The 16,725-nt window shown below is 72.7% G+C and carries 17 protein-coding genes; 7 read left to right on the top strand and 10 right to left on the bottom strand.

The genetic code is table 11. The features are described 5' to 3' along the window. Positions 1-11: 11 nt before the first annotated feature. Positions 12-893: a maleylpyruvate isomerase family mycothiol-dependent enzyme gene (locus WBK31_RS19745; RefSeq protein WP_406675379.1), complete on the bottom strand. Its 882-nt coding sequence runs from the start codon at positions 891-893 to the stop codon at positions 12-14. 74 nt (positions 894-967) lie between these two features. Between WBK31_RS19745 and WBK31_RS19740 the strand changes: the two genes are divergently transcribed. Then, the gene (locus tag WBK31_RS19740) at positions 968-1,933 is read left to right on the top strand and encodes a MerR family transcriptional regulator (RefSeq protein ID WP_364053565.1); all 966 of its coding nucleotides are present in this window, start codon (positions 968-970) and stop codon (positions 1,931-1,933) included. A gap of 75 nt (positions 1,934-2,008) precedes the next feature. Here the strand turns inward: WBK31_RS19740 and WBK31_RS19735 are convergent, their stop codons facing one another. Then, positions 2,009-3,286, bottom strand: a complete 1,278-nt coding sequence (locus tag WBK31_RS19735) for an MFS transporter (RefSeq protein WP_364053562.1) — start codon at positions 3,284-3,286, stop codon at positions 2,009-2,011. Positions 3,287-3,349: 63 nt separating this feature from the next. Here WBK31_RS19735 and WBK31_RS19730 point away from each other — a divergent pair, with 63 nt between their 5' ends. After that, complete coding sequence (locus tag WBK31_RS19730; RefSeq protein WP_378788150.1) at positions 3,350-4,312, top strand: LysR substrate-binding domain-containing protein; 963 nt, start codon at positions 3,350-3,352, stop codon at positions 4,310-4,312. 84 nt (positions 4,313-4,396) lie between these two features. Then, positions 4,397-4,888, top strand: coding sequence for a hypothetical protein (locus tag WBK31_RS19725; protein ID WP_364053556.1), 492 nt, complete (start codon positions 4,397-4,399; stop codon positions 4,886-4,888). On the opposite strand, the gene WBK31_RS19720 is transcribed toward WBK31_RS19725, so the two are convergent. The 8 genes from WBK31_RS19720 to WBK31_RS19685 all read right to left on the bottom strand — a co-directional run bounded on the left by WBK31_RS19720 (position 4,831) and on the right by WBK31_RS19685 (position 12,371). Continuing rightward, positions 4,831-5,472 (bottom strand): SAM-dependent methyltransferase, encoded by a 642-nt coding sequence (locus tag WBK31_RS19720; RefSeq protein ID WP_364053553.1) that lies wholly within the window; start codon positions 5,470-5,472, stop codon positions 4,831-4,833. The two genes, WBK31_RS19725 and WBK31_RS19720, sit on opposite strands and share 58 nt — an antisense overlap. Before the next feature lie 144 nt (positions 5,473-5,616). Next, the gene (locus WBK31_RS19715; RefSeq protein ID WP_406675378.1) at positions 5,617-7,137 is read right to left on the bottom strand and encodes an acyl-CoA synthetase; all 1,521 of its coding nucleotides are present in this window, start codon (positions 7,135-7,137) and stop codon (positions 5,617-5,619) included. 41 nt (positions 7,138-7,178) lie between these two features. Further along, complete coding sequence (locus WBK31_RS19710) at positions 7,179-8,162, bottom strand: LLM class flavin-dependent oxidoreductase (protein WP_364053547.1); 984 nt, start codon at positions 8,160-8,162, stop codon at positions 7,179-7,181. Positions 8,163-8,191: 29 nt separating this feature from the next. After that, complete coding sequence (locus WBK31_RS19705; RefSeq protein ID WP_406675377.1) at positions 8,192-8,947, bottom strand: aminotransferase class IV; 756 nt, start codon at positions 8,945-8,947, stop codon at positions 8,192-8,194. Between the two features lie 53 nt (positions 8,948-9,000). Next, positions 9,001-9,999 carry a hypothetical protein gene (locus tag WBK31_RS19700; RefSeq protein ID WP_406675376.1) on the bottom strand — a complete coding sequence of 333 codons (999 nt, stop codon included), beginning with the start codon at positions 9,997-9,999 and terminating at the stop codon, positions 9,001-9,003. After that, a complete protein-coding gene (locus tag WBK31_RS19695) occupies positions 9,996-10,478 on the bottom strand; it encodes a SigE family RNA polymerase sigma factor (RefSeq protein ID WP_364053538.1) in 483 nt (160 codons plus the stop codon). Before WBK31_RS19695 ends, WBK31_RS19700 begins: the two co-directional genes overlap by 4 nt. 162 nt (positions 10,479-10,640) lie before the next feature. Then, a complete protein-coding gene (locus WBK31_RS19690) occupies positions 10,641-11,606 on the bottom strand; it encodes an adenylate/guanylate cyclase domain-containing protein (RefSeq protein ID WP_378788158.1) in 966 nt (321 codons plus the stop codon). A gap of 30 nt (positions 11,607-11,636) precedes the next feature. Next, a complete protein-coding gene (locus tag WBK31_RS19685; protein WP_406675375.1) occupies positions 11,637-12,371 on the bottom strand; it encodes a FadR/GntR family transcriptional regulator in 735 nt (244 codons plus the stop codon). A 122-nt stretch (positions 12,372-12,493) separates the two neighbouring features. Between WBK31_RS19685 and WBK31_RS19680 the strand changes: the two genes are divergently transcribed. The 4 genes from WBK31_RS19680 to WBK31_RS19665 are packed head-to-tail and all read left to right on the top strand — an operon-like array spanning position 12,494 to position 16,713. Further along, on the top strand, positions 12,494-13,996 hold the full coding sequence (locus tag WBK31_RS19680) for an ABC transporter substrate-binding protein (RefSeq protein ID WP_378788160.1): 1,503 nt from the start codon (positions 12,494-12,496) through the stop codon (positions 13,994-13,996). After that, positions 13,993-14,931 (top strand): ABC transporter permease, encoded by a 939-nt coding sequence (locus WBK31_RS19675; protein ID WP_364053526.1) that lies wholly within the window; start codon positions 13,993-13,995, stop codon positions 14,929-14,931. The genes WBK31_RS19680 and WBK31_RS19675 overlap by 4 nt, the downstream gene beginning before the upstream one ends. After that, the gene (locus WBK31_RS19670) at positions 14,928-15,761 is read left to right on the top strand and encodes an ABC transporter permease (RefSeq protein ID WP_364053523.1); all 834 of its coding nucleotides are present in this window, start codon (positions 14,928-14,930) and stop codon (positions 15,759-15,761) included. Before WBK31_RS19675 ends, WBK31_RS19670 begins: the two co-directional genes overlap by 4 nt. Then, positions 15,748-16,713, top strand: a complete 966-nt coding sequence (locus WBK31_RS19665; protein ID WP_406675374.1) for an ABC transporter ATP-binding protein — start codon at positions 15,748-15,750, stop codon at positions 16,711-16,713. The genes WBK31_RS19670 and WBK31_RS19665 overlap by 14 nt, the downstream gene beginning before the upstream one ends. Positions 16,714-16,725: the final 12 nt, after the last annotated feature.

The following is a 16,725-nucleotide window of genomic DNA, read 5'->3' as shown; positions in this document are numbered from 1 at the left end:
CGCAACAGCGCTCAGAACGCGGTGTGGCCGAGCCAGTGCCGCAGCAGCGCCAGGTCACCGCCCACCCGGCGAGGCGGCACCCGCCGCGCGAGCACCAGCATGCACTCGGCCACCGGACCCGACACCACCACGTCGGCCTCCGTATCGGACCGCTCCCACCGGGGCCCGCCGGGCGTCCTGGTGATCAGCCAGCCGGGCATGCCGTCCGCCCGCACCGCCAGCCGCTCGCCCCGGCCGCGCAGCGCGGCCAGCTCCGGCTTGAACGCCTCCACCCCCGGCGCCGTCACGAGCTCCAGGGCCTCGGTGATCACGTCGGCGGCCAGGTCGTCGGCGATCGCGTAGGCCACGCCCGTGGTGGTCGCCGCGTCGTGATGATGTACGGCGGTCTCGCAGAACATCCGGCGCAGCCAGAAGGCAGGCGGCACCGCACCCGTGAACGACCAGACGGGCGCGTCCGGCGCCGCCGACCGTACGGCCGCGATCAGCTCCTCTGCCCCGTCCCGCAGCCACGCACCCCATGCGGCGGGCGAGCCCGGCAGGCCGTCATGCGGATCGGGGACGGGCAGCGGCGCACGCGTCGCCCGGGCCTGCCCGTTGCTCGGTGGGTCATCGAGTGGGTCGGGGAGAGGCGGCGATGCGCTGGCCGCGCGGGCCTGCCCACTGTCCGGCAGACCGTCTGCAGGGTGGGAGAGGGGCGGCGGTGTGCTCGCCGCGCGGATCAGGCCGGCCGCCCAGCGGGTGGCCTGTCCCACGTGTCCGACCAGGTCGCGCAGCCGCCACTGCGGGCAGGCCGGCACCTTCGCCTCCGGGTCGCCGCCCGCGACGGCGCGGCCGAACGCCGCCGTCTGCTCCCGCAGCCCTTCCACCAGCCGGTCCGGCTCCAGGGTCGTCATGGTCTCCACCCACTCCTCGCTCCGTTGGCCGAGATCGCCGGTAGCGTAGGAACTCCACCCGGGTGGAGGTTCAAGTGCCGTTTCGCGACGAGACGCTCGCCATCGGCGACCTGGCCAGGCTCACCGGCGTGCCCGTGCGGACCATCCGCTTCTACTGCGACGAGGGCGTGATCGCGTCCGTGCGCAGCGCGGGCGGCCACCGCAGGTTCGACCGGGCGGCCGTCGAGCGGCTCACCCTGGTCAGGCGGCTGCGCGGGCTCGGGCTCGGGCTGAGCGCGATCGGCGCGGTACTGGAGGGCGAGACCACGCTGGCGCGGGCGGTGGCGGACGAGCGCGCCGCCCTCGACGTACGGCTGCGCGAGCTGGCCTGGCGACGCGCCCGGCTGCGGGCCATCGAGGAGGCCGGGCCCGCCGCCGAGCAGGCGGCCAGGCTCGCCCTGCTGGCCGCCGTCGAGGACGCCGAGGCCGCGCGCGAGCGGCTGGTCGCTTTCTGGCGGCTGCAAATGGTCCTGCCGGTCTCCGACGAGCTGTTCCGCTCGTTCGCCGCCATGGCCGCCCCGCCGCCTCCGGCCGATCCGGCTCCTGCACAGGTCGTCGCGTACGCCGAACTCGTCGCCCTCGTCGGCGATCGCTCGCTGACGCGCGTCCTGCGCGCGAGGGCACGGGAGAACGCCCGCGCCATCACCGACGAGAACGAGCTGATGCACGGCGTCGCCGAGGCCGTCGCCCTGGCACAGCCGCTGGTCGTGGCGGGCGAGCCACCCGGGGCGGGGCCGGAGCTCGACCGGTTCGTGGCCGCCCACGCCGGTGTACGCCGCCGCGCCGACACCCCGGAGTTCCGGCGCGAACTGCTCGGCGTCCTCGCGGCCGACCACGACCCCCGCGTGCGCCGCTACTGGCGGCTGGTGGGCGAGGTCAGCGGCACCTCCGTGACGGTCGGCCACACGATCACCTGGCTCAGCGACGCGCTGGCGCACTCGCTCGCCGCGCCGGGCGCAGGACACGGGAAGGCCGCGCCTAAAGGCCGCGGCCGGTCCTGACGGCCCCGCTCTCAGGTGTCGCGGCACTCCTGGGGAGCGGGCCTGGTCTCGGGCGGTGCGGGCCGCAAGCGCGTCTCAGGCGTCCTGGCCGGTTTTGACGGCTGGGGCGGCCTTTTCGACGACCCTGCGGGGCGGGCTTGCGCGGCGGGCGGTGAGTACGAGGAGGGCGGCGAGCAGGAGCCAGCCGCACGTCATGGCGATCAGCCAAGGCCAGCCCGCGTGCCCGTACACGATGGCGCCCGCAGTGCCGCCCGCGCCGCTGCCCAGGTAGTAGCAGAGGGTGTAGATGCCGGCGGCGCGGCCACGGGCGCGCGGGGGAGCGTCGGCGGTGACCCAGGCGTTGGCGATGGCGTGCGCCGCGAAGAACCCGGCCGTCAGGACCGCGAAACCGGTGACGATGACGGCTAGTGAGGAGTGGGCGGTCAGCACCGAGCCCGCCGCCGTCACGCCCAGGGCGGCCACCAGCGCGGCCGTCCTGCCCAGGCGGGCCGTCAGCCGTCCGGCGGCGGCCGAGGACATCGTGCCCATCGCGTACGACAAGAACACCAGCGATGCGGCGGCCGGGCTGAGCGAGATGGGCGGCGCGGCCAGCCGGAACCCGGCCGCGTTGTAGACGGCCACGAACGCCCCCATGGCCAGCCCTCCGACCGCGACGGGCACCCCCAGCACCGCCCACGTGCGCCCCGCAGCCTCAGGCCCAGCCGCGGTTCCGGCTTCGGCCTCGGTGCCGGCCCTGGCTCTCGCCCCGTTCCCGGTCTTGGTCGTCTCGGTCGCGCTTCCATCGGGCAGGGTGGCGGCGGCGAACCCCGCGCAAATCAGAGCCACTGCTGCGACGGCGAACTGCGAACCCTGCCAGCCCAGCGGTCCGGCGGCGAAGCCCGCGCCCAGCCGTCCCAGCATGCCGCCCACGGAGTTGCCCGCGATCATCGCGCCGACCGCGCCCGCCAGCCGGCTCGTGCCGAGCTGGTCGGCCAGGTAGGCCGCCGCCACTCCGGCGAACCCGGCGATCGCCACCCCCTGCGCCGCCCGCAGCACCAGCAGCACAGGGAACGACGGCGCGAGCGGCAGCAGCAGCCCGAGCAGCGCCGGCACCAGCACCGCCCACAGGATGACCCGCCGCCGCCCCACGCGGCCTGCCAGCCAGGCCAGCGGCAGCACCGCGACGGCGAGCGACCCGGTGGCCACGCCGACCGCGAGGGACGCGCTGCCGGGATCCAGCCCGTACGCGGCCGCAAGCTGGGGCAGCACCGGTTGCGGCGAGTACAGCAGGGCGAAGGACGACAGGCCCGCCGCGGCGACGGCCGCGCTGACCCGCCGGGTGTCATCAGGGGAGGAACCACGCAAAACCGCCACGCTCAGCACGCTAGGTCGGCGGGAACAATACGTCCAATACGGAGATAGCTGATAATTCATGCTGTGACGTATGAATCCGACGACAGGTTGGCCGCCCGGCTCGCCCCGTCGCTCGCCCTGCTGGCCGCCGTCGGCGAGACCGGCCACGTGACCCGCGCCGCCGAGCTCCTCGGCATCCCCCAGCCCACCGCGAGCCGCCGCCTGGCCGTGCTCGGCGAACTGGTCGGCGCCCCGCTCACGCTCCCGTCGGGCCGTGGCATCCGCCTCACCCGGGCGGGGCGTACGCTGGCCGCCGCATCAAGCCGCGCCCTGACCGCCGTGACCGCCGCCGTCCGTGAGGTCCGCGAGGAAATCGACCCCGCCACCGGCCGTATCGTCCTCGGGTTCCTGCACCTGCTCGGCCGTACGCTGGTGCCCTCGCTCATCGGCGCGTTCCGCGAGCGCAACCCCGGCGTACGCTTCAGCCTGGCGCAGGGCTCGCGCCAGGACATGCTGCGGGCGCTCCGCGACGGCGAGATCGACCTGGTGTTCGTCGCCCCCATGCCGCTCGACGACCCCGACCTCGTCAGCCATCCGATCGCCGACCAGGAGCTGGTGCTGTCGGTGCCGCCCACGCACCGCCTGGCCGCCAGGAAGCGGGTGCGGGCGGCCGAGCTGGCGGGGGAGGAGCTGGTGACGCTCGAACCCGGATACGGGCTGCGGCAGATCACCGACGACCTGTGCGCCGCGGCCGGGTTCGAGCCGCGCATCGCGTTCGAGGGGCAGGAGTCGGAGACCGTACGCGGGCTGGTGGCCGCCGGGCTCGGCGTCGCCGTACTGCCGCACGCCGACCAGCCGCCCGCCGGGGGCGTCATCGAGATCCCCCTGTCGCCGCCGCTGTTCCGGACCATCGGCATGAGCTGGCGCGCCGGCGACGGCCTCACCCCGGCCGCCCGCGCCTTCCGCGACCACGCCCTGTCCGCCCTTCCGCTGCATACCCCTGGCTTCCGCCCGCCCAGGACGCCCACACCGGGTGCGGGTGAGTGAGTGCTGGGGGAGGCGGGGCCTGTGCGGCTGAGGACGGCCGGAGGCCGCGCGTGTGCGGGGCAGAGCTGCGGGAGACTGGGGCGCATGGGACAGCAGGACGGGGACGCGGGAGTGCCGGGGTCGCTGGCGCGGGTGCTCGCGGAGGTGCGGGACGAGCGAGTGGCGCAGGACGAGCGGTGGGGCATGCAGGTGCTGCCCGACGGGACCGGCGGTCATGGCACGGTGGCGGCGGCCGATGCGGCACGCGATGAGACGGAGACGGCGGCGCGGGCCGGCGGGCTGACGTGGCGGCACATCCTGGCCGAGGAGGTGATGGAGGCGTTCGCCGAGGAGGATCCGCAGCGGCTGCGCAGGGAGCTGATCCAGGTCGCGGCGGTCGCGGTGAAGTGGGTGCAGGCGCTCGACAGGCGGCCTGCGGGGGATCGGCCAGGCGCGCGTGACCGGACAGCCGTCAGGCGGCCTGAAGGCGATCAGCCGGGTCCGGGCGATCAGGAGGTGGAGCGGCTCCCCGGAGACGATCAGCCGGGTCCGCGCGACCAGACGGTGACGGCGAACGGCCGGGGCGGTGCCGCGTAGACCTCCTCGCTGAGCCGGGTCAGCGTGCCGCAGACGTCCAGATACCCGTGCAGCCGGTTCGCCTCCGGCCACGGATGCACCGCCACCAGCACCCCGTCCGGCGCGAGCAGCGCGCTGAGCTGCTCGGACGCGCGGCGCAGCCGTTCGTGGCGGCCCAGGTAGTACAGGGTCTCGGAGCAGAACACCAGGTCGTAGCGGGGCTCGGGGCGGTGGGTGAGGATGTCGGCCTGGATGAAGCGGACCCGCCCGCCCTCCGGCACGCGCGCCCGGGCGCGGGCCAGCGCCCGTTCGGAGACGTCCACCCCGGTGATCTCCGCGTCGGGGTACGCTGCGGCGAGCGTCCCGGTGAACACGCCCTCGGCGCAGCCCACCTCGATGATGCGCCGGTACGGCCTGGGCGGCAGGTGCGTGAGCGTCACCCGGTACTTCTGCTGCTCGTAGCCGTCGGTCGCCAGCCTCCACGGGTCGGGCGTCCGGTGCCGCCACTCGAAGTAGCCGCGCAGGACGAGGCCCTGTCCCTTGGGGGAGAGCAGGGACAGGGCGCGGAAGAACGTGCGGTGCAGGCGGTCAGGCAGACTCGGCATGCGGCCTCTCTCGGTCGGGACCTCCACGGCCGGTCGGTCCGGGACTTGAGGTGAAGTCGTCGCCGGATGGAGATTCCCGGGAACCGAGCGGGCAACGCCTGGTCAAAGCCACATGGGTCGCGATATTTCCGCAATCGCGGGCGTCTATGCCATGGTGTCGCGCAGCTCCCGCTTGAGCACCTTGCCGGAGGCGTTCTTCGGCAGCGCGTCCACGAACACCACCCGCTTGGGCGTCTTGAACGGCGCGAGCCGCCCCCGCAGGAACCCGATCAGCTCGCCGGCGGTCAGCTCAGAGCCCTGCCGCAGCACCACCGCGGCCGTCACCGCCTCGATCCACTTCTCGTCGGGCACCCCGAACACGGCCGCCTCGGCCACCGCCGGATGCTGGTAGATGGCCTCCTCGACCTCGCGGCTGGCGACGTTCTCGCCGCCCGTCTTGATCATGTCCTTCTTCCTGTCGACCACCGACAGGTAGCCGTCGGCGTCCATGACCCCGAGGTCGCCGCTGTGGAACCAGCCGCCGCGGAACGCCTCGGCGGTCTTGTCCGGGTCGTTCCAGTAGCCGAGCATGGCGTGCGGGCTGCGGTGCACGATCTCGCCCACCGTGCCGGGCGGCACCGGCCGGTCGGCGTCGTCGACGATCCTGGTCTCGACGTTCAGCGCCGGCCGCCCGGCCGAGCCGAGGCGGGTCAGCTGCTCCTCGGGGCGCAGGATGGTCGCCACCGGAGCCATCTCCGTCTGCCCGTAGAAGTTGAACAGCCGCACGTCCGGCAGCCGCGCGGCGATCTCCTTCAGCACCTCGACCGGCATGATCGAGGCGCCGTAGTAGCCCTTGCGCAGCGAGGACAGGTCGCGGCGGTCGAAGTCGGGGTGGCGCAGCAGCGAGATCCACACCGTGGGCGGGCAGAACAGCTTGGTCGCGCGCTCGCCCTCGATCGTGGCCAGGATGACCGCGGGGCTCGCGCCGGGCAGCACGATGTTGGTGGCGCCCAGGTAGATGCCGGGCGTCAGGAAGCAGTGGAGCTGCGCGCAGTGGTAGAGGGGCAGGGCGTGCACCTCGACGTCGTCGTGGCTCATCTCGCCGTCCACCATGCAGGTGACGTACTGGGAGATGAGGCTCCTGCTGGACAGCACGGCGCCCTTGGGGCGGGACTCGGTGCCGCTGGTGTACATGATCTGGATCGGGTCGTCGTCGGCGATCTCCACGGCGGGCTCGGAGTCGTCGTCGTGGGACGACCAGGCGCTGAACGGTTCCCACCCGTCCTGCTCGGCCCCGATGACCCCGCGTACGGTCACCCGCTCGTTCACGGCCTCCCGCGCGACCGGCAGCAGCGCCTCCTCGGCCAGGATCCCGGTCGCGCCGGAGTGTTCGAGGATGTACGCCACCTCCTCGGCCCCCAGCATGAAGTTGACCGGCACGGAGATCGCGCCCAGCCGCGCCAGGGCGAAGTAGGCGACGACGAAGGCGTGGTTGTTGTGGCTGAAGACGGCGAACCTGTCGCCCTTGCGCACCCCGCGCGCGGCCAGCGCGTTGGCCGTCCTGTTCACCATGAGGTCCAGGTCGGCGTAACTCTGGCGCAGATCGCCGAAGACGATCGCGGTCTTGGCGGGATGGCGGGCGGCCGAGCGCCGCAGGAGGTCACCGATGGTGTGCTGACGGGTCATATGGGGGCACCCTTCAGTCGCAGAGCGATGTTCGGGCGATCCTAACCCGTGAACAGCGCCGCGAGCCGCCGGTAGGAGTCGAGTCTCCGGTCCAGATCGTAGGTGTTCATGGTGATCAGCACCTCGTCCGCGCCGCTCGCCTGCACCAGTGAGCCCAGCGCGACCGCGACCTCACGCTCGGTGCCGTGGATCTGCCCCTTCAGCGACTGCTCCAGGTAGGAGCGCTCCCGCTCGGTCATCTCCATCGCGGCGATCTCCTCGGCCGGGATGAGCGGCGGGAACGAGCCGCTGGTGCGCGATCGCGCGGTCGCCCACGCCTCGGGGAGCTGCAGCAGCGCCGCCTCCTCCGTGGTCGCGCCGACCGCCACGTTCACCGCGATCATCACGTACGGCCGCGCCGCCCACGCCGACGGCCGGAACCCGGCACGGTAGCGGGCCACCGCGTCCAGCATCCGCGAGCCCGCCCCGATCACCATGGGCAGCCCGTGCGCGGCCGCGATCTCCGCGCCCGCCCCCATGGCCAGCACGAACACCTGCGGCCGCAGCCCCTCGGCGGGCAGCGCGTGCACGCCGGGATAGGCGGTCTGGCCGCCGGTGAAGAAGCCGAGCAGTTCGTCGAGCTGCTCGCCGAAGCGGTCGGCGTCGTCCTTGCCATGCCCGAGCGCCCTGCGGATGCCGCCGGTGAACCCCACGGAGCGCCCCAGCCCCATGTCCACCCGGCCGGGATACAGCGACTCCAGCACGCCGAACTGCTCGGCCACCACCAGCGGCCGGTGGTTGGGCAGCATCACGCCGCCGGTGCCCACCCGGATGCGGGAGGTCGCCGCGGCCACGGCCGCCGCCAGTACGGTCGGCGCCGAGCCCGCCACGCCGGGCACGCTGTGGTGCTCCGACACCCAGAACCGGTGATAGCCCAGGTCCTCGGCCTGCCGGGCGAAGCGCACGGTCTCGCGCAGCGCCTCGGCGGGCGTGGAGCCCCGGCGGACGAGCGAGCGGTCAAGGATCGAGTACAACGAGCCGGTCACGTCCCAGTGCAACGCCCCCGGCTCCCGGATCAATCCACCGGGTCGCCCGGGACGCCCTCGTAGTAGGCCAGCACCCGCTCGGCGAGCCCGGCGTCCAGGCGCAGCTTCGTGCCGTCCACCTCGCCGACCGGCATCACGCCCCACGAGTTGCACAGGAACACCAGGTCGAAGTCCGCCAGGTCGGGCACCCGCAGCGGGCGGCGCTCCTGCGGCACCTCCATCCGCTCAAGCAGCCGCATGGTGATGCCGTGCAGCTTCGGCGCGTCCGGCCAGATCAGCCTGCTGCTGGCGAAGCCGCCCAGGTTCGTGATCGCGCCCTCGCTGATCAGGCCGTCCTCGGTGGTCAGCAGCGCCTCGTCGAAGCCGGCACGGTTCACCGTACGCAGGATGTGCGGCTGCTGGAAGCCCGACGCCTGCTTGATGTGCGCCAGGTAGCGCTGGTAGACGACCGGGGTGACGCGCAGCGGGCCGGGCAGCGGCGGATGCGGCGGGGCCGTCGTGGCGATGACCCGCGGCCTGCCCGCCACCTCGACCTCGTGGACCCGTACGCTCGCGTCCTGCGCGTCGCCCAGCGCCGCCCGGATCGTGGCCAGCACCACCTCGCGGCCGGGACCGGCGCCGAACAGCTCCTTCCCGGCCTGCTCGAGACGGTCGAAGTGCAGCTCCAGGCCGCGCACCCGGCGGCCGGCGACCTGCATGGCGGTGAAGTGGCCGTAGCGGGCCTCCAGGCCGAGCAGCGCCTCGTCGCCGAGCGGCTCGCCCTCCATCGCGGCGCGCCGGACCATCGGCCGCCCCCTTTCCGTTTCGCGATCACCGTACGGTGCACCACCGTACGGCCTCACTTCCGGTAGAGCGCGACCGCCCATGCCACCGGCCGGTTGGTGGCGGCTCCCCACAGCCCCACCCGCACCTGGACCTTCACCTTCTGCCCCTTGCGCACGGTGAACGCGTCCGCGCCCAGCGAGCGCGCACCGCACCCGGTGAGGGAGGGCGACTCGACGCCGTCGATCCAGTACTTGAACCACAGCCGATCGCCCAGGTCGCCCGAGCAGTCCCGCTCGATGGTGTAGCGGCCGGGAGCGGTGACCGTGGTCTCGTAGGACCCGTCGCCCGGCCACGTGCCGGTGAACCCCTTGATCCGCTTCGCGCCGTCGAGGCGGTCGGGCAGCGTGACGGGGCGCGGCTTGACGGGGCGCTCCGGCGGCGTCCAGTCGTAGACCGCCACCTTCCAGCGGCCCCCGCGCGGCCGCTCGGGCGTGCACGGCCCGTGCTCCGTCCTGCGCACGCAGGCGGGACCGGTCGTGTCGAAGGTGACCGTCACCTCTCCGGCGCCCGCGGGCACCTCCAGGGGGCGCAGCTGCATGCCGGGGCCCGCGCAGGCGATTCCGGGCGACTCCACCGGCCGCCCGTTCACGAGCACCTCAGGGGCGATCGCGAACGGATCCCTGCCGCACATGACGGCCGCCTCCAAAGGACGCCCGGTGCTCGTGACCGTGATCGTCGTCTTCTCGCCCCGGGCGTCCACCATGGCCTCCTCCAGCCGCCGGTACGCCGTGCCGTCGGGCGAGACGTAGTACGCGGGCAGCTCAGCCCCGCCGTCGTCGACCCGCGGCACGGACGCCGCGTCCCGCCCGCCCGGCTGGAGCGCGCCCGTGACCGCCACCGAGGCGAGCACGGTCACCGCGGTCGCGGCCCCCGCCAACGTCACCGTGGCGACCGTGCGCCGCCGCCTGACCCGCCGCACCCGCTCGCGGACCTGCTCGGACCGGTACGGGTTCGCCGGCGCCGGACCCTCCGCCCGCTCGCGCAGGACGTCACGGAGATCCTCCACGCTCATCGGTATGACTCCTTCATGATCGACTCGTCCACGCGCAGCTTGGCCAGGGCCTTGGCGGTCTGGCTCTTGACCGTGCCCTCACCGCAGCCCAGCAGCCTGGCCACCTCGCTCACCGGCAGGTCCTCGTAGAAGCGCAGCACGATCACCGCGCGCTGCCTGGCGGGCAGGCGGCCCACCGCCCGCCACACCTCCTCGCGCCCTGAGTCGCCTCGATCCTCGACGGGCTGTTCGGGCAGGGCGTCGCTGGGCAGCTCCCTGCGCCAGCGCCGCCGCCACCAGGAGGTGTACGTGGTCACCAGCACCTTGCGCACGTACGCCTCGGGCTCATCGATGCCCGGCCAGGCGAACCACGCCTTGGCCAGCGACTCCTGCAGCAGGTCCTCGGCGACGCCCCAGTCCCGGGTCAGCAGGTACGCGGTACGTAACAGCCGATCCGTGCGCGATGCCACGAAATCATCGAATATCGCCCTGTCTGCCACCTTGATATGCCTTCCGCCGCCCTTGCCGGTCGCCGGTACAGACGCATCGTCCGCCGACCCGGGTTGCCCGGGAAACGCGGACGGCTCAGGTGAGTTCTGCGCGGGCCGCCCGGAGGCGTGGAGGGCTCACGTGGAGTCGGCGCGGCCTGAGGCGCGGACGGCTCAGGTGGATTCGGCGCGCAGCACGGTGTACGGGGCCAGCTCGCCGAGCCCGCGCACCGACAGCCGGTTCACCTCGCGCAGCCGGAACGCGCGATCGCCCTCCAGCTCCTCGGCGAGCTGCGGGTCGGCGAGGATGCTGCCGGGCAGCGCCAGCGCGGTCAGCCTGCTGGCGAGGTTGACGGTGGTGCCGAACACGTCGCCCATGCGCCAGATGACCGGCCCCGACGCCAGGCCCACCCGCAGCTCGGGCATGTCGCGGCCGCGCGCGTGCGTCTCCACCAGCTTCAGCGCGATCTCGGCCGCGACGTGCGCCTTCTCGGAGACGAACAGCACCGAGTCGCCCAGCGTCTTGACCACCCGGCCGCCGGTGGAGGTCACGATGTCGGCCGAGCGCCCCTCGAACCTGTCGATGAGTTTCGCCAGCTCGGCGGCGGTGATCTGCCGGCTCAGCCGGGTGAAGGCCACCAGGTCGGCGAAGCCGACCGACAGGCGTACGGCGCTCATGTCCTGCTCGGCGATGCGCCCCGCGGCGGCGGCGAGCTGGCGCTGCCAGGCGTAGACGAGCAGGCGCGCGAGGTCGGGCACCACCCGCTCGGCCCGCCGCCGCCACGCCCTGGGCCGCTCGGCCAGCGGCACGCCCGCCCGGTCCAGCGCCTCCGCGCCCAGCTCGGCCTGGGACTCGGCGAGCCGAGCCGTGGCCTGGCCGAGCGCGCGGGCCGTCAGCAGCACATGCTCCTCGTCGTAGACGCCGGAGGTGACCATGCCCAGCAGCGTCTTGAGCGCCTCGACGTCGGAATCGGTGAACTCGATCGCGTCGTCGGGCACGTTGGGGAACCCGAGGGCACGCCAAAAGCGCCGCGCGCGATAGACCGGCACGCCCGCCATCTCGGCGACCTGGTGACTGGTGTATCGGCGCGGCTCGCGCAGAAAAGCCTCAGTCAGCCGGTCCCGGTCCACGCGCGCCACCTGGGCAAGATAACACCCTTGTGGGCCAGATCACTCCAGGAGTGCTCGCAGGGCGCTTGTCTCGCTTTCCTTTACATAAGGTGCGTAGTAGTCGTACATCGCCCTGCGTGACAGGCGGGCCGCCAGCGGGCCGTCGCCCGCCCTGATGGCCTCGATGACCTCCTCATGGTGCTGGATGCTGCGCCGCATCAGCGCCTGCCGGTCGTCGGCGGCGTCGATGCGGGCGGAGATCTGCCGCAGCACGATCTGGCGTACCACGTCGGTGCAGATCTGAATGAGCTTGTTGCCGCTCGCGGCGACCACCGCGTCGTGGAAGGCCACATCGGCCCGGCCGAACGCCTCGGTGTCGGCCGCGCCCGGCTCCGTGCCCGCCGCCGCGCGCATCGCCTCCACCGCCTTGTTCATCTCGGCGAGCTGCTCCTCGGTGCGCAGCCGCGCCGCCAGCAGGATCGCCGCGGAGTCGAGCACCATCCTGAACTGCACCAGCTCGCCCAGCGACAGTTGCTCCACGCGGGCCAGCGTGGTCATCGACTTGTGCAGCGCGGCGGGTGAGAACGGCAGCACCTCCGCGCCATGGGGGTCGCCGGGCCGCGAACGCACCAGCCCGCGGGCCTGCAGCACGCGCAGCGCCTCGCGTACGGTGGAGCGGCCGACCGCGAGCTGCACCATCAGCTCGCGCTCGCTGGGCAGCCGCTCGCCCGGGGACAGGGCGCCGCTCTCGATCGCCTCTTCGATCTGCTCGACGACCCGCTCGTAGGCGCGCACCGCGCGTACGGGCTCAAAGCGCGGACCACCCAATGTAAGCCCCCTTGACCCGAGCCGTCTTGAACTGGCAATGTGCGTAGCCTACTGGTCAGACCAGTGCACTAGCCAGGAGGCTGTAAGACATGAGGCGAATCGGGATCTGGCTCGCCGCGGGCGGCCTCCTGCTGGCCACCGCCGCGTGTGGCGGAGGCGGTGGCGGTGGCGGCGGCGGTGACACAGGGGGCTCTGCGGCCCAGTCGCTGTCGGTCGGGTTCGTGGCCGAGCCGGCCAACCTCGACTTCACCTCCACCGAGGGCGCCGCCATCCCGCAGGCGCTGCTCGTCAACGTCTACGAGGGACTGGTCAAGCTCGACCAGGACGGCAAGATCGTGCCGCTGCTCGCCGAGAAGTGGGACGTCTCCGACGACCGCAAGACCTACACCTTCACCCTCCGCAAGGGCGTGAAGTTCTCCAGCGGCGCGCCGTTCACCGCCGACGACGTCGTCTTCTCGCTCGACCGCGTCAAGACCGACTGGAAACTCAAGATCAAGTCGCAGCTCGACGTGATCGACGACGTGGAGAAGAAGGACGACAGCACCGCCGTCGTCACGCTCAAGCGGCCGAGCAACGGCTTCCTCTACGCCATGGCCACCAGGCTCGGCGCGATGTTCAGCCGCACCGGCGTGGACGACCTGGCCAACAAGCCCGTCGGCACCGGCCCGTACGTGCTGGGCGCCTGGCGGCGCGGCGACTCCATCAGGCTCGACGCCAACCCCTCCTACTGGGGCACCAAGCCGGCCCTGTCGTCCATCACCTTGAAGTACTTCAAGGACGCCACGGCGATGAACAACGCGCTGCTGACCGGCGGCATCGACGTCATCTCCAGCGTGCAGGCGCCCGAGTCGCTGCAGCAGTTCGCCGACCCCAACCGGTTCGAGACCGTCGAGGGCACCACCAACGGCGAGGTCGTGCTGTCGATGAACAACGGCCGGCCGCCGTTCGACGACAAGAAGGTCAGGCAGGCCGTCCGGCACGCCATCGACCACAAGGCGCTGCTCGACACCGCCTGGGCCGGGCGCGGCCAGCTCATCGGCTCGATGGTGCCGCCCACCGACCCCTGGTACGAGGACCGCACCGGCGACTACCCGTACGACCCGGCCAAGGCCAAGCAGCTCCTGGGCGGCAAGACGTACAACGTCAAGATGCGCATCCCCAACCTGCCGTACGCGGTCAGCAGCGCGCAGGTCGTCAAGTCGCAGCTCGCCCAGGTCGGCATCAACGCCGAGATCGAGCCGCTGGAGTTCCCCGCGCGCTGGCTCGACCAGGTGTTCACCAAGGGCGACTACGACCTGTCGATCATCAATCACGTCGAACCCCGCGACATGGGCATATTTGCCGACAAGTCGTACTACTTCCGGTACGACAATCCGGAGTTCGGCAAGCTGCTCGCCTCCGCCGACGAGGGCACCGAGCAGCAGCAGATCGACGACCTCAAGAAGGCCGCCAAGCTGCTGTCCGACGACGCCGCCGCGGACTTCCTCTTCCTCTTCCCCAACCTGATCGTGGCGAAGAAGGGCGTCACCGGGCTGCCGAAGAACGCCATCTCCGAGTCCTTCGACTTCACCGCACTCTCCCGGCAACAGTGACGCTCTACCTGCTTAAACGCCTGGCGGTGCTCATCGCGAGCACCGCCGCGGCCGCCGTGGTGGTCTTCGCGTTCATGGCGCTGCTGCCCGGCGACCCCGCCGAGATCGCGCTCGGTGTCAACGCCACCCCCGAGGCGGTCGCCGAGCTGCGCCGCCAGTTCGGCACCGACCGGCCGCCGCTCACCCAGTTCCTCGACTGGGCGGGCGGCCTGCTCCAAGGGGACTTCGGCATCTCGTACGTGACCAGCTCGCCCATCGGCCCGCAGATCTCCGACCGGCTCGGCGTCACCGCCGTGCTCGTGCTCGGCGGCATGGTCGTGGCGCTGGTGCTGGCGGTGCCCGCCGGCACGTTCGCCGCCGTGCACCACCGCAACCCGCTCGGCGCCGCCATCAGCGCGTTCAGCCAGGTCGGCATCGCCGTCCCCGCGTTCCTCGCCGGCATCCTGCTGGTGTTCGTCTTCGCGGTGCAGGCGCAGGCGCTGCCGTCCGGCGGCTACGTGCCGATCTCGGAGAGCCCGGGAGAGTGGCTGCGGAGCCTGCTGCTGCCGTGGCTGTCGCTCGGCCTCGTCCAGGGTGCCGTGCTCACCCGGTACGTGCGCAGCGCCGTGCTCGACGTCATGCGCGAGGACTACCTGCGCACCGCCAGGGCCAAGGGCCGCGGCGCCACCGGAGCGCTGTGGCGGCACGGCCTGCGCAACGCCTCCATCCCCGTCGTCACCGTGCTCGGCCTGCAGCTCGCCACGCTGCTCATCGGCGCGGTCGTCGTCGAACGCGTCTTCGTCATCCCCGGGCTCGGCGACCTGCTGCTCAACGGGGTCGCCGGGCGCGACCTGCTGCTCGTCCAAGGCGTGGTGATGGTGCTGGTGGCCGCCGTCCTGCTGATCAACTTCGTGGTGGACGTCGCCTACCACCTGCTCGATCCGAGGCTGCGATGAGAGGCAGGCTGAACGCCGGGCTCCTGGTCGGCGGCACGCTCGTCGGGCTCGTCACGCTCGCCGCGCTCGTGTCGTTCTTCTGGACCCCGCACGACCCGACCCTCGTCGACGCCGCGCAGAAGCTGCGCGAGCCCGGCGGCGGCTACCTGCTGGGCGCCGACAAGTTCGGCCGCGACACCTTCAGCCAGCTCATGGTGGGCGCCCGCACCACCCTGTACGTCGGCATCGTCGCGGTCGGCATCGCCGCCGCGCTCGGCATCCCGCTCGGCATGATCGCCGGGATGACGCCCCGCGGCTGGCTGTCGGAGCTCATCATGCGGGTCAACGACCTCGTCTTCGCCTTCCCCGCGCTGCTGCTCGCCGTCATGCTGGGCGCCGTCTACGGCCCCGGCACGCTCACCGCGATGATCGCGATCGGCGTGGCCACGGTCCCGGCGTTCGCCCGGGTGGCCCGCGCCGCCACGCTCCAGGTCATGGTGACCGACTACGTGCTGGCCGCCAGGGCGGCGGGCCGCCGCAGGCCCGCCATCGCGCTGCGCCACGTGCTGCCCAACATCGGCTCCGTGCTCATCGTGCAGGCGTCGGTGTCGTTCGCCATCGCGATCCTCGCCGAGGCGGCGCTGTCGTTCCTCGGCTTCGGCACCCGGCCGCCCACCCCGTCGTGGGGGCGCATGCTGCAGGAGTCGCAGGAGCTGCTGTTCTCCACCCCGCGCCTGGCCCTGTGGCCCGGCCTCGCCATCGCACTCGCCGTGCTCGGCTTCAACCTGCTCGGCGACGGCCTGCGCGACTTCCTCGACCCCAAGCTCAGGAGGATCCGTGCTGAGCGTTGATGGGCTCACCGTCCGCGCCGGCGACGTCGAGCTCGTCCACGACGTGTCGTTCGGCATCGCGCCCGGCGAACGGGTCGGGCTGATCGGCGAGTCCGGGTCCGGCAAGTCGCTGACCGCGCTGTCGCTCATGGGCCTGCTGCCCGAGGGCGTCACCGCCTCGGGCAGGGCGAGGCTCGGCGAGCACGACCTGGTGGGCGTGCCCGAGAGCCGGCTGAAGCGGCTGCGCGGGCGCGAGCTGTCCATGGTCTTCCAGGAGCCCATGACCGCGCTCAACCCGCTCATGCGGATCGGCGCCCAGGTCGCCGAGGTCATGACGCTGCACGGCAGGCCGCGCGACGAGGCCCGCGCGCGGGCGGTCGAGCTGCTGGACAAGGTGCGCCTGCCCGAGCCCGCCCAGATCGCCCGCTCGTACCCGCACCAGCTCTCCGGCGGCCAGCGCCAGCGCGTCATGCTCGCCATCGCCCTGGCCAACGACCCCTCGCTGCTCATCTGCGACGAGCTCACCACGGCGCTCGACGTCACCGTGCAGAAGCAGATGCTGGAGCTGATCGCCGAGGTCGCGCCCGCCCTGCTGTTCATCACCCACGACCTCGCCGTCGTCGCCTCCGTCTGCGAGCGCGTCATCGTCATGTACGGCGGCCGCGTCGTCGAGTCGGGCCCGCTGCGCGAGGTCTTCGCCCGGCCCCGCCACCGCTACACGCAGGGCCTGCTGGCCGCCTCCAAGCTCACCCCGCGCGGCACCCGCCTGCCCACCATCGCGGGCAGCGTGCCGCCAGCCGGGCGCTTCCCCGCCGGCTGCGTGTTCAGAAACCGCTGCCCGCACGCCACCCCCCAGTGCGAGACGGCGCCGGACCTCACGGGCGACGGCCACGCGTACGCGTGCTGGCACCCCGCAGAAGAGCACGCGGACGACCCCGCGGCAGACCCCGCACAAGACCGCGCGGACCACTGACGGGAGAGCGAC

It is taken from the genome of Nonomuraea sp. N2-4H (genome assembly GCF_045291505.1).
In the GTDB taxonomy this organism is placed as follows: Bacteria; Actinomycetota; Actinomycetes; order Streptosporangiales; family Streptosporangiaceae; genus Nonomuraea; species Nonomuraea fastidiosa.
Note: the sequence above shows the minus strand (reverse complement) of the source record. Positions and strands in the feature narration are given on the sequence as shown.